The organism is Pseudomonas sp. B21-028 (assembly GCF_024749045.1).
GTDB lineage: Bacteria > Pseudomonadota > Gammaproteobacteria > Pseudomonadales > Pseudomonadaceae > Aquipseudomonas.
Map to the genome: position 1 here is coordinate 6156450 of NZ_CP087184.1, position 13612 is coordinate 6170061.

A 13612-nucleotide genomic window follows, 5' to 3' on the forward strand; every position below is an offset into this window, starting at 1 on the left:
AGCGCTGCACTGCAAGAATTCGAAACGCATTGGTCGGGTAGTGGCCCAACGGTTCATAGGGTCGGGACTATTCTTTTGCAGACCGGCTCCGGACGCGCAAGCGTCTGTATCGCGGCTTTGCTGCAATTGTCCAATAGGAACCCGCATGTCCACCAAACACGCCACTCAGGACCGCTGGCTGGACCTCAACGATCTACTGCGCCAACTGGTCACCCAGGGCTTCATCAGCCAGGACTCGGCCGAAACCGCGCTCAATGCCCGGCGACGCCACACCGCGAACAACCAGCTGCACCCGCTGGAGTTCATCGCCAACCAGCATCTGGACGACCTCAGCCGCCCCGGCAAGCGCCTGGACCTGGAGAGCCTGACCCTGTGGTTGTCCCAGCAGGCCGGCCAGCCGTACATGCGCATCGACCCGCTGAAGATCAATGTCGCCGCCGTTACGCCGCTGATGTCCTATGCCTTTGCCCAGCGCCACAAGATCCTGGCGGTGGCCGTCGATCGCGACGCCGTCACCGTCGCCAGTGCCCAACCGTACGTCAGCAGTTGGGAATCGGACCTGACCCATGTACTCAAGCTGCCGATCAAGCGGGTGGTCGCCAACCCCGTGGACATCCAGCGCCTGAGCGTGGAGTTCTATCGCCTCGCCAAATCGGTCAGCGGCGCCACCACGACCGACCAGCAACCGAGCAACCTCAGCAACTTCGAACAGTTGCTCAACCTGGGCGCCAGCGACCAGGAGCCGGACGCCAACGACGCGCATATCGTCAATATCGTCGACTGGCTGTTCCAGTACGCCTTCCAGCAGCGCGCCAGTGATATCCACATCGAGCCGCGTCGCGAGCAGGGCACGGTGCGGTTCCGCATCGACGGCGTGCTGCATACCGTCTATCAATTCCCGCCCCAGGTGACGATGGCGATCATCAGCCGCCTGAAGAACCTGGGACGGATGAACGTCGCGGAAAAACGCAAACCCCAGGACGGCCGGGTCAAGACCAAGACCCCGGACGGTAACGAGGTGGAATTGCGCCTGTCGACATTGCCCACGGCGTTTGGCGAAAAAATGGTCATGCGGATCTTCGACCCCGAAGTCCTGCTCAAGGATTTCGACCAGCTCGGTTTCTCCGCCGACGACCTGCGCCGCTGGCAAGACATGACGCGTCAGCCCAACGGCATCATCCTGGTGACCGGCCCTACCGGTTCCGGCAAGACCACCACGCTCTACACCACCCTGAAGAAGCTGGCGACGCCGGAGGTGAACCTCTGCACCATCGAGGACCCGATCGAGATGGTCGAGTCGTCCTTCAACCAGATGCAGGTGCAGCACAACATCGACCTGAGTTTCGCCGCAGGGGTGCGCGCGCTCATGCGGCAGGACCCGGACATCATCATGATCGGCGAAATCCGTGACCTGGAAACCGCCGAGATGGCGATCCAGGCGGCGCTCACCGGGCACCTGGTGCTTTCGACGCTGCATACCAACGATGCGCCGAGCGCCATCAGTCGCCTGCTTGAGCTCGGCGTGCCCCACTATCTGATCAAGGCCACGGTCCTCGGGATCATGGCCCAGCGCCTGGTGCGCACGCTGTGTCCTCATTGCAAGGCGCCCCTGGCCCTGGACGAGGAAGACTGGCAGACCTTGACCCGGCCCTGGCAGGCCCCGCTGCCGAGCAATGCCCAACAAGCCGTCGGTTGCCTGGAATGCCGTGATACCGGTTACCGCGGCCGCGCCGGGGTCTACGAAATACTTCAGCTGAGTGACAGCATCAAGGGGCTGATCCATGCCGACACCGACCTGCTGGCAGTACGCCGCCAGGCCTTCAAGGAAGGCATGCGCAGCTTGCGACTGTCCGGCGCGCAAAAAATCGCCGCCGGGCTGACGACTGTCGAGGAGGTGCTGCGGGTAACGCCGCAAAGCGAGCACAAGTGAGCCCGGTAACGCTGACCGATAAGTCACGGAACTGAATCCAGGGGCAGGTAATCCAAAGTCATAGTTAACCCAGTGGAGTCACCATCATGCGTCTCAAACTTGCTGTCGCTACCCTAGCCTTGCTGTCTCTTCCTGTTGGCTCGGCAATGGCCGACACGTTTTGGCGTAACGTCATCTCATCCGGTGCAACCACCGGTTCCACCTACCTGACTTTCAAGGACCACAAACTGATCGTCGCCGCCCAGGACGACGCCGGTAGCTTCGTCGCCAGTGACGGCAACATCCGCGGCCCATACCTGGAAGCCGCGATGCAGAAGGTCCGTGCCGACAACCCGGGCTTGCAGGCCACCGACATGGAACTGGCTAACGCGATCCTGGCGAAAAACGCTGTCGCCCAGGACTGATAGCCCATAAAAAATGCCGCTCGATCGAGCGGCATTTTTTTGCCTGCAAGTAACCTCCTGCGGGAGCGAGCCTGCTCGCGATAGCGGCAGGTCAGCAATATTCATGCTGACTGACACGCCGCCATCGCGAGCAGGCTCGCTCCCACATCAGCTGTTCGTCACTCGCCGATGGCAGCCTTGTAGCCAGCCGCATCAAGCAGCTTGCCGAGATCAGCAGCGGCATTGGAAGGCTTGAGCTTGAAGATCCAGGCGGTGTACGGCTCGGAGTTCAACAGCTCGGGCGAGCCGGCCAGCTCCTCGTTGACAGCGATCACTACACCACCGACCGGGGCATAGATGTCGGAAGCAGCCTTGACCGACTCCACCACACCTGCTGCATCACCGGCCTCAAACTCCTTACCGATTTCCGGCAGCTCGACGAACACCACATCACCCAGCGCTTCCTGGGCATGGTCGGAGATGCCCACGGTGACGCTACCGTCAGCTTCCAGGCGCGCCCACTCATGACTTTCGGCAAAACGCAGTTCGGCAGGGATATCACTCATATTCTGTGTCCTCAAGAGAAAGTGTCAGCGGCCAGCGACCCGCCGTGAAAGGTTAAATCAGGGTCTTGCCATGGCGGACGAAGGTCGGTTTGACCACCCGTACCGGGTACCACTTACCACGAATTTCCACCTCGGCACGGTCGGCGGTAGCCATCGGAACACGTGCCAGGGCGATTGACTTGCTAAGCGTAGGAGAAAAACTGCCACTGGTGATCTCACCTTCGCCCACATCGGCAATGCGAACCACCTGATGGGCGCGCAAGACGCCGCGCTCTTCCAGCACCAGGCCAACCAGTTTGTGTTGCACGCCCCCCGCCAACTCGGCTTCCAGCGCACCGCGCCCGATGAACTGACGGCTCGCCGGCTCCCAGGCAATGTTCCAGGCCATGTTCGAGGCCAACGGGGAAATGTCCTGGTGAATGTCCTGGCCGTAGAGGTTCATGCCAGCCTCCAGACGCAAGGTATCGCGAGCACCAAGGCCAATGGGGGAAATACCCGCCCCCACCAGATCATTGAAGAAACTCGGTGCCTCGTGGGCGGGCAGGACAATCTCCAGGCCGTCTTCACCGGTGTAGCCCGTGCGCGCGATGAACCAGTCACCGTCGGCACGGCCTTCAAAGGGCTTGAGCTGCTGGATCAACTGACCGCGCGATTGCGAGACCAGCTCGGCAATCTTGTTCCGGGCCTGGGGCCCCTGGATGGCCAGCATCGCCAGTTCGGGACGTTCGCGCAATTGCACGTCGTACTCCCCGAGCTGCGCCTGCATCCAGGCCAGATCCTGATCCCGGGTCGAGGCGTTGAAGACCAGCCGGTAACCCTCGTCGACGCGGTAGACGATCATGTCGTCGACGATGCCGCCCTGCTCGTTGAGCATGGCACTGTAGAGGGCACTTCCCGTGTCCCGCAAGCGATCGACGTCGTTGGCGAGCAAGCGCTGCAGCCAGGCCTTGGCCTGGGTACCGGCGACATCGATCACCGTCATGTGGGATACATCGAACACACCGCAATCGCGACGTACCTGATGGTGCTCCTCGACTTGCGAGCCGTAATGCAGAGGCATATCCCAACCGCCAAAATCGACCATCTTCGCGCCGAGGGCGAGATGAAGGTCATACAGAGGCGTACGCTGTCCCATGGGTTTCTCCTTCCGGGCTTGGCGAAGGTGCGGATGGACACTGCATAGCGCGAGCGTCTGAAAAAAGGAGTTTTCCGACGCTCTCAGTTGTCCGGTCCGACAGACGGACCGCACCGAATGCCGCGCATTGTAGCCGCATGAGGTAGGACTGGCACCTAGTGTTCTGTCTCGGAAATAAGCTGTTCACTGTTGGCGGCGTCTTGGGCGCCCGGCCGGCGTTGCCACTCCTCGCCATAGCCCTGCTATGACTCGTCGCGGCGCCTTGTCCGGACACCCAAGCCACTCGCCAAAAGAGAACGTATTTCCGAGACAGAACACTAGCTGTTTCGATGGGCCGAACGTCGTATCAATCCGATGACCGGCAACAACCCCACCAGGACCAACGTCAGCGCCGGCAACGCGGCACGCGCCCATTCCCCTTCGCTGGTCATCTCGAAGACCCGCACCGCCAGCGTGTCCCAGCCGAACGGGCGCATCAGCAAGGTCGCGGGCATTTCCTTGAGCACGTCGACGAACACCAGCAAGGCTGCGCTCAGGGTGCCGGGCAACAGCAACGGCAGATACACATTGAAAAACAGTCGTGGCCCACTTACCCCAAGGCTGCGTGCCGCTTCGGGCAAGGACGGACGAATCCGCGCCAGGCTGCTCTCCAACGGACCGTAGGCCACGGCCAGGAAGCGCACCAGATATGCCAGCAACAGCGCCGACAGGCTGCCCAGCAACAACGGTTTGCCCGCGCCGCCGAGCAAGGTCGACAGCGGGATCACCAGTTCACGGTCCAGATAGCTGAACGCAAGCATGATCGACACCGCCAGCACCGAGCCAGGCAAGGCATACCCCAGGTTCGCCAGCCCCACGCCAGCGCGAATGACGCGGGTCGGGGCCAGGCGCCGGGCGAAAGCCAGCAACAAGGCCACGCAAACGGTGATCAGCGCCGCCAGGCCACCCAGGTAAAGGGTGTGGACGATCAACCCGACATAGCGCTCATCCAGATCGAAACGGCCTCGCTGCCAGAACCACACCACCAGTTGCAGGACGGGAATGACAAATGCGCAGGCGAATACCAGCAGGCACCAACCGCTGGCCGCTGCTGCCTTGAGGCCGCGCAAGGCGTACAAGGCCTTGACCCTGGGCCGTTCGCTACTGGCCCGCTGGGCGCCCCGGGCCCGGCGCTCGCCATAGAGCACCAGCATCACCGCCAGCAACAACAGGCTGGCCAGTTGGGCAGCACTGGAAAGACTGAAGAAGCCGTACCAGGTCTTGTAGATGGCTGTGGTGAAAGTGTCGAAGTTGAACACCGACACCGCCCCGAAATCCGCCAGGGTCTCCATCAACGCCAACGCCACGCCCGCCCCAATGGCCGGCCGGGCCATCGGCAAAGCCACCCGCCAGAATGCCTGCCACGGTGATTGTCCGAGTACCCGGGCCGCTTCCATCAAGCCCTTGCCCTGGGCCAGGAACGCACTGCGCGCCAGCAGGTACACGTAAGGGTAAAAAACCAGCACCAGCACCAGGATCACTCCGCCGGTGGAGCGGACCCGGGGCATGCGCAGGCCGCTGCCGAACCAGTCACGCAACAGGGTTTGCACCGGGCCGGCAAAGTCCAGCAGGCCCACGAAGACAAACGCCAGCACGTAGGCAGGAATCGCGAACGGCAGCATCAATGCCCAGTCGAGCCAACGCCGGCCCGGGAACTCACACAGACTGGTGAGCCAGGCAAGACTGACGCCCAGCACCGTCACACCTACCCCCACCCCCACGATCAGCGTCAGGGTATTGCCCAACAGACGCGGCATCTGGGTGTCCCACAGGTGGGACCAGATTTGCAGGTCGATGCTTTGCCAGGACAGCAACAGCACGCTCAAGGGCAACAGGACCAGCGCGGCGATGGCGAAGACCAGGGGGTACCAGCGGCGTTGGGCGGGGTGGGTCAAGGAAGGCGCTCGTTCAAATGAAGCATGGGCAGGCTCACACAAAACCTGTGGCGAGGGGATTCATCCCCGCTGGCTTGCGAAGCAAGCCCATGGAAAACAACTCAGTCCGCCTGACACATCGCATGGCTTCCATCAGGGTCGCTCCGCGACCCAGCGGGGATGAATCCCCTCGCCACAGGGGACCTCGCCTTGTTGTCAGTTCCAACCCGCCCGGTCCATCATGCGAATGGCTTCGGCCTGGCGCTTGCCCGCCACCTCAACCGGCAGCGTGTCGGCCTTGAATTTGCCCCAGGCTGCGACTTCCTTCGACGGCTCCACTTTGGGATTGGCCGGAAACTCCTGGTTCACGTCGGCAAAGATGCTCTGTGCCTCAGGCGTGGTCATCCACTCCACCAGTTTCTTCGCCGCTTCGGGATGCGGCGCGTGCCGGGTCAGGCCGATGCCCGACAGATTGATGTGCACGCCCCGGTCGGCCTGGTTCGGCCAGAACAGCTTCACTTTCAGGTCCGGCTTCTGCTGGTGCAGACGACCGTAATAATAGGTGTTGACGAGGCCGACGTCGCACTGCCCGGCGTTGATCGCCTCAAGCAATGCGGTGTCGTCGGAAAACACATCGGTGGACAAGTTCCGAACCCAGCCCTTGAGGATCTTCTCGGCTTTTTTCGCACCGTGGGTTTCGATCAGGGTGGCGGTCAGGGACTGGTTGTAGACCTTCTTCGAAGTGCGCAGGCACAGGCGACCTTCCCATTGATCGTCTGCCAGGGCTTCGTAGGTGGTCAGCTCGTCGGGTTTGACCCGGTCGGTGGAGTAGGCAATGGTCCGTGCCCGCAGGCTCAAGCCGGTCCAGGCATGGGAGGAGGCACGGTATTGAGACGGGATGTTGGCGTCGATCACCGGGGAGGTGAATGGCTGGAGAATGCCCATCTGCTCGGCCTGCCAGAGGTTGCCGGCGTCGACGGTGAGCAGCAGGTCGGCGGTGGCATTTTCACCTTCGGCCTTGATGCGCTGCATCAACGGCGCTTCCTTGTCGGTGATGAACTTAACCGATACACCAGTCTTCTGGGTGTAGGCATCGAAGACTGGCTTGATCAGCTCATCGATGCGTGAGGAGTAGACCACCACCTCATCGGCGGCCTGCACGGCAGTGGAGCCGATCAGGGTCAGGGCGAGGACGGACAGCAAGCGCTTGGATGCCGACATGGAAGCGATCTCTCGGTGGATGAACGAGCGCAAATGATAAAGACTCACATTTGGCAGCTCAATCAAACAGTGGGTGGAGACATTTCCAAATGTTGCCGTGATGGTAGGCTAGCCATGCAACCGTCATCGCGAGCAGGCTCGCTCCCACATTGGATTGCATTTCCCTGTGGGAGCGAGCCTGCTCGCGATGAGGCCATAAGCTCCAGACCAAAATCTCAAGCCTTGGCCAGATCCGGCAGATCCCCTATCAGTCCCAGCGCTTCGCGCACGAACAGCGCCTTGGCCTCAGGCAGGCGATCCACCAGCTTCAACCCGGTATTACGCAACCAGCGCACCGGCAATGGATCGGCCTGGAACAGCCGCTCGAACCCCTCCATCGCCGCCATCAGCGCCAGGTTATGGGGCATGCGTCGTCGCTCGTAGCGGCTCAACACCTTGACGTCCGCCAGCCGCTCGCCCCGTCCGGCTGCCTGTAATAGCACCTCGGCCAGCACGGCGGCATCGAGGAAGCCCAGGTTCACGCCCTGTCCGGCCAGCGGGTGAATGGTGTGAGCCGCATCGCCGATCAAGGCCAGGCCTTCGGCCACGTAGCGCTTGGCGTGGCGCTGGCGCAACGGTACGCACAGGCGCGGGTCGGCGCTGAGGACCTGGCCGAGCCGGCCTTCGAAGGCCCGCTCCAGCTCGGTGCAGAAACCGGCGTCATCCAGAGCCATCAAGCGCTGCGCCTCGCCAGGGGTCGTGGACCAGACAATCGAACACCAATCGTGTCGGCCGTCGCGCTCCAGGGGCAGGAAAGCCAGCGGACCGTTGTCAGTGAAGCGCTGCCACGCCGTCATTCGATGGGGTTTGGCGCTGCGCACGCTGGTAACGATGGCATGGTGCAGGTAATCCCACTCACGGGTAGCGATCCCCGTCAGGCGGCGCACGGCGGAACTCGCGCCGTCGGCGGCGATGACCAGCGGTGCCCGCAGAGTGCGACCATCGGCCAGGGTCAGCAGCCACTCATCGCCGGAGCGGCGCATCTGCTCGAGCCGCGCGTTGGCGAGCAGGCCCAGGTCGCAATCATGCAACCGGTCCAGCAATGCGTCCTGCACCACACGGTTCTCAACAATATGCCCCAGGGTGTCGGCATGCAGACTTTCGGCGGAAAAATGAATCTGCCCGGTGCCGCTGCCGTCCCAGACGTGCATGTCGGTGTAGGGACTGGCGCGGCGGGCGGCGATACCGTCCCAGACACCAAGGCGTTCGAGGATCCGCTGGCTGGCCGTCGACAAGGCGCTGACGCGGGGTTCGAATGCCGCCTCGGGATCGAAGGGTCTGACGCTCATCGGGCTGCCGTCGAGCAACAGCACCTGCAAGCCACTGCCCTGCAACGCCAGCGCCAGGGCGCTGCCGACCATACCGGCACCGACAATCAGCAGATCTGCACGCAATTCCATGCTTTAAGCCTGTTTTGCGGGCGACATCAGCCGCCCAAGAAAAGAATGTTCAACCCCATGCCTACACATCGGGCCGGGTCCCAAGGCCCATGGCCTGGCGGGCAAACCAGCGCTTGGCGGGGGGTAGCGCGTCGAGACCGAGCAGGCCGAGGTTACGGGCCACCGACACCAGCGGCAGGCGACTGCTGAACAACCGCGTGACCTGGTCGGAGAAACCCACCGTCAAGGTCTGGTCCAGCCGCTGGCGCTCGCGATAGGCCTGCAGCACGGCAAAATCCCCCGGTGCGCTTTCGCTGTCCAGCAAGGCATCGGCCAGAGCCTGGGCATCGCGCAGCGACAGGTTGAAGCCTTGCCCGGCAATCGGATGCAAACTGTGGGCGGCGTTGCCCAGGATCGCCAGATGCGGGCGTACCTGCTCCTCGGCCTCCACCAGCGCCAACGGGTACAGATGTCGCACGCCCACCTGTTTCAAGGCACCCAGGCGATAGCCGAACACGTTTTGCAATTCGCTGAGGAAACTGCGCTCGTCGAGGTCCGCCAGCCGCTGCGCATCCATGCCCTGACGAGTCCAGACCAGGGCGCAGCGATTCTCCGGCATCGGCAGCAAGGCCATCGGCCCGTCATCGGTGAAGCGCTCGAAGGCCATGCCATCGTGGGCTTCGCCGGGGGTGATATTGGCGATCAACGCGCTCTGGTCATACGGTCGATGGCGCACCCCGACGCCCAGTTGCTCCCGAAGACCGGAACGACCGCCGTCGGCCAGCACCGCAAGGTCGCATTCCAGGAGCGTTTCGTCATCCAGGGTCAGACGATAACCGCCAACCTGCGGCTCCATCCGGGTGACTTGCGCCGGGCAACGCCAACTGACCACGTCCTGGTCCAGGCCCTGCCACAGGCACTGGCCAAGCCAGGCGTTTTCCACCACGTAGCCCAGGGCCGGGACACCTTCTTCGCTGGCCGACAGCCGGGACGTGGAAAACCGTCCCCGGTCGGACACATGGATCTGCTTGATAGGCTCGGCACGCTGGGAAATTTCCTGCCAGCGCCCCAGGCGCTGATAGATCTGCCGGGAGCCAAAGGACAACGCCGAAGAACGGGCATCGTAGCTCGGTTGCCAGGCATGGCCAGGGGCGAAGGGCTCGATCAGGACGATCTTCCAGCCCCGGGCCTTGGCACCCGCTTGCAGGGCCAGGGCCAGGCTCGCACCGACCAGGCCACCGCCGATGATCGCCAGGTTGACCCGACTCATGCCACTTGTTCCCGTGCGTCGGCCATCAGGGCCTCGATTTCGGCGACGGTCTTGGGCACGCCCCGGGTCAGGATTTCACAGCCGCTTCTGGTCACCACCACGTCATCCTCGATCCGCACGCCAATGCCGCGCCATTTTTTCGCTACGCTGCGGTTGTTCGGGGCAATGTAGATGCCCGGCTCCACGGTCAGTGTCATGCCGACTTCCAACACCCGCCATTCACCGCCGACCCGGTATTCGCCCACGTCGTGCACATCCATGCCCAGCCAGTGACCGGCGCGGTGCATGTAGAACGCCCGGTAGGCTTCGCTGGTGATCAGCTCGTCCACCTCACCCTCCAGCAACCCAAGGCGCACCAGGCCCTCGGTAATGACCTGGACCGTCGCCTCGTGGGCCTGATTCCAGTGCTTGTCCGGCGCGATCTCGGCAAACGCCGCTTCCTGGGCCGCCAGCACCAATTCGTAGATCGCCTTCTGTTCGGGGGAAAACCGGCCGTTGACCGGCCAGGTCCGCGTGATATCGCTGGCGTAGCAGTCGATTTCACAACCGGCATCGATCAGCACCAGGTCGCCATCCTTGAGCAGCGCGTCGTTCTGCTGGTAATGCAGGATGCAGCTATTGCGGCCCGCCGCGACAATCGAGCCATAGGCCGGCATCTTTGCCCCGCCCTTGCGGAACTCGTAATCCAGCTCGGCTTCCAGGCTGTATTCGTAGAGCCCGGGACGTGCCGCCTGCATCGCCCGGATATGCGCCTGGGCGGAGATCCGCGCCGCTTCACGCATGACTTTCACTTCCGCCGCCGATTTATACAGGCGCATGTCGTGCAGCAAGTGATCCAGGGCAACGAATTCGTTCGGCGGCTGGGCGCCGAGGTTGGCCTTGGAGCGAATCACGTTGATCCACTCCATCAGGTGCCGGTCGAATTCCGGGTTGCTGCCCATGGCCGAATATACCCGGTCGCGCCCTTCGATCAGGCCCGGCAGGATGTCGTCGATGTCGGTGATGGGAAATGCGTCGTCAGCGCCGTAATCCCGGATCGCGCCTTCCTGCCCGGCACGCAGGCCATCCCACAATTCACGCTCGGCGTTGCGCTCGCGGCAGAACAGGATGTATTCGCCATGGGCCCGACCGGGCATCAACACGATCACCGCCTGCGGCTCGGGAAAACCGCTGAGGTATTGGAAGTCGCTGTCCTGGCGGTAGACATGCTCGACGTCGCGGTTGCGGATCGCAACGGCGGCGGCGGGCAGGATTGCAATACTGTTGGGCTCCATCTGCGCCATCAGGGCCTTGCGGCGACGGCTGTATTCCGATTTCGGGATATGGATCATGGGCAGACGGTGTTCCCTTTCAAGCGATCAGTGCAAGGACGGTTTGGCGGCTGGCTCAGCGGTTTTTTTCGTCTCGGTGAACAGCAGCAGCGGTGCGACCCGCAGGTATTCCATCACTTCCATGTAGTCGCTTTCGCCGTCATCGGACTCTTCCAGCGCATCCTGGACCTGGGAGATCGCCGCCAGGTCCTGCAACACTTCCTTCGCCTCTTCACTCAGCGCGTATTCGCGGCGGGTCAGGCCGAAGCCGGCGAGGAAGCCCTGGCACCACTGGCCCAGGGCTGCGGCGCGCTCGGCCAGCGGCGCGTCGTCGGTGGGCAGCAGCAGGACGACGGTCATGTCATCGCTGGTCAGCTCGCCCTTGACCATTTCCTGCAGGCCGATAAGGGCATTACGGACATTGTCCGCCGGCTCGCCTTCGAGCAGCTCGGCAGCGTCGGCCAGCCAGCCTTCGGCGTCGAAGCCAGCGCCCGCGCAGCTACGGCCGAGCAGCAGGCCATGCAGTTCGGCAGGCGATACGGGGTGGCCGCTGGTGTTCAGCAGGGTGGCGAAAGCTTGATACGGGGAATTCTGAATGGGCATGGGCAGCTAGGCGCCAGACGGCGCTATGTCTAGAATGGAGGCCTTGTATCCTACATCGACAGACTCGCCAAGACTATCAGAGGCTGTGCGACACACCTCCCCATCAGACACAATCTTCAGTGGACACAATGGAAGACACCGACCTGCAAGCGCTGATGGCCAGACTCGAATTGCTAATTGACCGGGTCGAGCAACTAAAGAGCCAGAACGGACTCTTATTAGCTCAGGAAAAAACCTGGCGCGAGGAACGCGCTCACCTCATTGAAAAAAACGAAATCGCCCGGCGTAAGGTCGAATCGATGATTTCGCGCCTCAAGGCCCTGGAGCAAGACTCATGAGTTCAAGCAATAGCGTTACCGTGCAGATCCTCGACAAAGAATATTCGATCATCTGCCCCCAGGAAGAGCGCAGCAACCTGGTGAGCGCCGCCCGTTACCTGGATGGCAAGATGCGCGAGATCCGCAGCAGCGGCAAAGTCATCGGCGCCGACCGTATCGCCGTGATGGCCGCCTTGAACATTACCCACGACCTGCTGCATCGCCAGGATACGCCGGACGTGCAGGTCAGCGGATCGACCCGTGAACAGGTGCGCGACCTGCTGGAACGGGTGGATCTGGTGCTGGCCACCGACCCGGACGTCAGCAAGGGCTGATTCGCGAAGCTGCCTGGGGTATACTTGCGTCACTCCCTGGGGTGCTTGCCAGTTGGTGATGTCCCTGAGCCGATACGCACAACCACGGGGGTTGCACGTTGGGGCCGGTGTGCATGTCCGCTTGACGGAAAGCCTTAACGCCTCCTGCAACTTCCACCTTGAACTCTCGGGTTCAAGGGCTAAGCCGGCAGCGGTTCATCCGGGGAGCCTGATTTTCCAGACAATGCCAGTCTCAAGGACTGGCATTGTCGTGTCTGGCACAGGCATTTCTGGCGGCAACATTTGCGGTTACGCTGTGTCATCCAAGCCAGACTCGAAGCATCGACCATGTCCGAACCCGCGTTGCTGCCCCGCCCCCAACTTCGACGCCTGCTGCGCCAGGCCCGTCGCGCCCTGACGCCCGCCCAACAACGACAAGCCGCCCAAGGGCTCTACCGGCAACTGGCCCAGCACCCAATGTTTCGCCGCGCCAGGCACATTGCCCTGTACCTGCCCAACGACGGCGAGATCGACCCTCGCCTGCTGCTGCGCGCCGCCCAGCGCCGGGGCAAGGCCACTTACCTGCCGGTGCTCAGCCCATGGCCGCGGACCAAGATGGTTTTCCAGCGCATCCGCCCCGGGGAACAACTGCACCCCAATCGTTTTCGTATCCTCGAACCACGGATCGATGTCGCCCGGCAACGCAAGGTCTGGGCATTGGACCTGGTGTTGCTGCCGCTGGTGGGGTTCGACGATGTGGGCGGCCGATTGGGCATGGGAGGCGGGTTCTATGACCGCAGCCTGGCGTACCTGGCGCGACGCAAGCTATGGCGCAAGCCAATGTTGCTGGGGCTGGCCCATGAATGCCAGAAAGTCGAAAGACTGGCGCAGGCGAGCTGGGATGTACCGTTGCAAGGAACGGTCAGTGACAGGCATTGGTATATCGCAGGGTAGGCGCCGCGAAACCCAGCGGCGCCTGGCAGACAGATTCAGCGTTTAAGCGGTGGCGCAGATTGGGTGATGTCCATCGGCGCCTCGGTCTTGTTGGACCATAGACTTTGGGCGTAACCCGTGGTCACGACACCCAGACCGAACAGAATGACCAGAACCCACAACAAATCCGGTTTGCGTTTCATCGATTGCCCCCCTCAAGGCATATCACACACGATGACAGCAGCGGTTTTCTTATTTGGCCGTGCAGCAGCGTCAAGCTTGGAAGGCCGGCATTTTGC

14 protein-coding genes and 1 other RNA gene are annotated in these 13612 nt (G+C 62.5%); 6 read left to right on the top strand and 9 right to left on the bottom strand.

Annotated features, from left to right (window positions below; all coding sequences use genetic code 11):
- Nucleotides 1–145 precede the first annotated feature (145 nt).
- Together LOY35_RS26860 and LOY35_RS26865 are read left to right on the top strand one after the other, a co-directional pair.
- Nucleotides 146–1930, top strand: coding sequence for a GspE/PulE family protein (locus LOY35_RS26860; RefSeq protein WP_258629080.1), 1785 nt, complete (start codon nucleotides 146–148; stop codon nucleotides 1928–1930).
- A gap of 83 nt (nucleotides 1931–2013) precedes the next feature.
- Nucleotides 2014–2334 (top strand): DUF2388 domain-containing protein, encoded by a 321-nt coding sequence (locus LOY35_RS26865; protein ID WP_173668678.1) that lies wholly within the window; start codon nucleotides 2014–2016, stop codon nucleotides 2332–2334.
- A gap of 158 nt (nucleotides 2335–2492) precedes the next feature.
- On the opposite strand, the gene gcvH is transcribed toward LOY35_RS26865, so the two are convergent.
- From gcvH to LOY35_RS26905, 8 genes are all read right to left on the bottom strand, one after another.
- Nucleotides 2493–2879 carry a glycine cleavage system protein GcvH gene (gcvH, locus tag LOY35_RS26870; protein WP_258629083.1) on the bottom strand — a complete coding sequence of 129 codons (387 nt, stop codon included), beginning with the start codon at nucleotides 2877–2879 and terminating at the stop codon, nucleotides 2493–2495.
- A 52-nt stretch (nucleotides 2880–2931) separates the two neighbouring features.
- Complete coding sequence (gene gcvT, locus LOY35_RS26875; protein ID WP_258629085.1) at nucleotides 2932–4014, bottom strand: glycine cleavage system aminomethyltransferase GcvT; 1083 nt, start codon at nucleotides 4012–4014, stop codon at nucleotides 2932–2934.
- A gap of 317 nt (nucleotides 4015–4331) precedes the next feature.
- Nucleotides 4332–5948, bottom strand: a complete 1617-nt coding sequence (locus LOY35_RS26880) for an iron ABC transporter permease (protein ID WP_258629088.1) — start codon at nucleotides 5946–5948, stop codon at nucleotides 4332–4334.
- A gap of 195 nt (nucleotides 5949–6143) precedes the next feature.
- Nucleotides 6144–7148, bottom strand: coding sequence for an extracellular solute-binding protein (locus LOY35_RS26885; protein ID WP_258629090.1), 1005 nt, complete (start codon nucleotides 7146–7148; stop codon nucleotides 6144–6146).
- 215 nt (nucleotides 7149–7363) lie between these two features.
- Complete coding sequence (locus tag LOY35_RS26890; RefSeq protein ID WP_258633745.1) at nucleotides 7364–8581, bottom strand: 2-octaprenyl-3-methyl-6-methoxy-1,4-benzoquinol hydroxylase; 1218 nt, start codon at nucleotides 8579–8581, stop codon at nucleotides 7364–7366.
- A 67-nt stretch (nucleotides 8582–8648) separates the two neighbouring features.
- Nucleotides 8649–9836, bottom strand: a complete 1188-nt coding sequence (ubiH, locus tag LOY35_RS26895) for a 2-octaprenyl-6-methoxyphenyl hydroxylase (RefSeq protein ID WP_258629091.1) — start codon at nucleotides 9834–9836, stop codon at nucleotides 8649–8651.
- Nucleotides 9833–11167, bottom strand: coding sequence for a Xaa-Pro aminopeptidase (gene pepP / locus LOY35_RS26900; RefSeq protein WP_258629094.1), 1335 nt, complete (start codon nucleotides 11165–11167; stop codon nucleotides 9833–9835). The genes ubiH and pepP overlap by 4 nt, the downstream gene beginning before the upstream one ends.
- Nucleotides 11168–11194: 27 nt before the next feature.
- Complete coding sequence (locus LOY35_RS26905; RefSeq protein ID WP_258629096.1) at nucleotides 11195–11749, bottom strand: YecA family protein; 555 nt, start codon at nucleotides 11747–11749, stop codon at nucleotides 11195–11197.
- A gap of 128 nt (nucleotides 11750–11877) precedes the next feature.
- On the opposite strand from LOY35_RS26905, the gene LOY35_RS26910 reads away from it, so the two are divergent.
- The 4 genes from LOY35_RS26910 (at nucleotide 11878) to LOY35_RS26925 (ending at nucleotide 13334) form a co-directional block, all read left to right on the top strand.
- Nucleotides 11878–12087, top strand: coding sequence for a TIGR02449 family protein (locus LOY35_RS26910; protein WP_003177365.1), 210 nt, complete (start codon nucleotides 11878–11880; stop codon nucleotides 12085–12087).
- Nucleotides 12084–12401 carry a cell division protein ZapA gene (locus tag LOY35_RS26915; protein ID WP_024780504.1) on the top strand — a complete coding sequence of 106 codons (318 nt, stop codon included), beginning with the start codon at nucleotides 12084–12086 and terminating at the stop codon, nucleotides 12399–12401. The genes LOY35_RS26910 and LOY35_RS26915 overlap by 4 nt, the downstream gene beginning before the upstream one ends.
- 30 nt (nucleotides 12402–12431) lie before the next feature.
- Nucleotides 12432–12611, top strand: a non-coding RNA gene (gene ssrS / locus LOY35_RS26920) — 6S RNA.
- 117 nt (nucleotides 12612–12728) lie between these two features.
- The gene (locus LOY35_RS26925; protein ID WP_258629097.1) at nucleotides 12729–13334 is read left to right on the top strand and encodes a 5-formyltetrahydrofolate cyclo-ligase; all 606 of its coding nucleotides are present in this window, start codon (nucleotides 12729–12731) and stop codon (nucleotides 13332–13334) included.
- A 35-nt stretch (nucleotides 13335–13369) separates the two neighbouring features.
- Here LOY35_RS26925 and LOY35_RS26930 read toward each other — a convergent pair whose 3' ends face one another.
- A complete protein-coding gene (locus tag LOY35_RS26930) occupies nucleotides 13370–13516 on the bottom strand; it encodes a hypothetical protein (RefSeq protein WP_258629100.1) in 147 nt (48 codons plus the stop codon).
- Nucleotides 13517–13612: the final 96 nt, after the last annotated feature.

Coding starts and splice junctions, on each gene's coding strand:
- gcvT (WP_258629085.1), bottom strand. CDS start 4,014: ATGGGACAGCGTACGCCTCTGTATGACCTTCATCTCGCCCTCGGCGCG.
- LOY35_RS26915 (WP_024780504.1), top strand. CDS start 12,084: ATGAGTTCAAGCAATAGCGTTACCGTGCAGATCCTCGACAAAGAATAT.
- ubiH (WP_258629091.1), bottom strand. CDS start 9,836: ATGAGTCGGGTCAACCTGGCGATCATCGGCGGTGGCCTGGTCGGTGCG.
- LOY35_RS26885 (WP_258629090.1), bottom strand. CDS start 7,148: ATGTCGGCATCCAAGCGCTTGCTGTCCGTCCTCGCCCTGACCCTGATC.
- LOY35_RS26930 (WP_258629100.1), bottom strand. CDS start 13,516: ATGAAACGCAAACCGGATTTGTTGTGGGTTCTGGTCATTCTGTTCGGT.
- pepP (WP_258629094.1), bottom strand. CDS start 11,167: ATGATCCATATCCCGAAATCGGAATACAGCCGTCGCCGCAAGGCCCTG.
- LOY35_RS26910 (WP_003177365.1), top strand. CDS start 11,878: ATGGAAGACACCGACCTGCAAGCGCTGATGGCCAGACTCGAATTGCTA.
- LOY35_RS26925 (WP_258629097.1), top strand. CDS start 12,729: ATGTCCGAACCCGCGTTGCTGCCCCGCCCCCAACTTCGACGCCTGCTG.
- LOY35_RS26905 (WP_258629096.1), bottom strand. CDS start 11,749: ATGCCCATTCAGAATTCCCCGTATCAAGCTTTCGCCACCCTGCTGAAC.
- LOY35_RS26860 (WP_258629080.1), top strand. CDS start 146: ATGTCCACCAAACACGCCACTCAGGACCGCTGGCTGGACCTCAACGAT.
- gcvH (WP_258629083.1), bottom strand. CDS start 2,879: ATGAGTGATATCCCTGCCGAACTGCGTTTTGCCGAAAGTCATGAGTGG.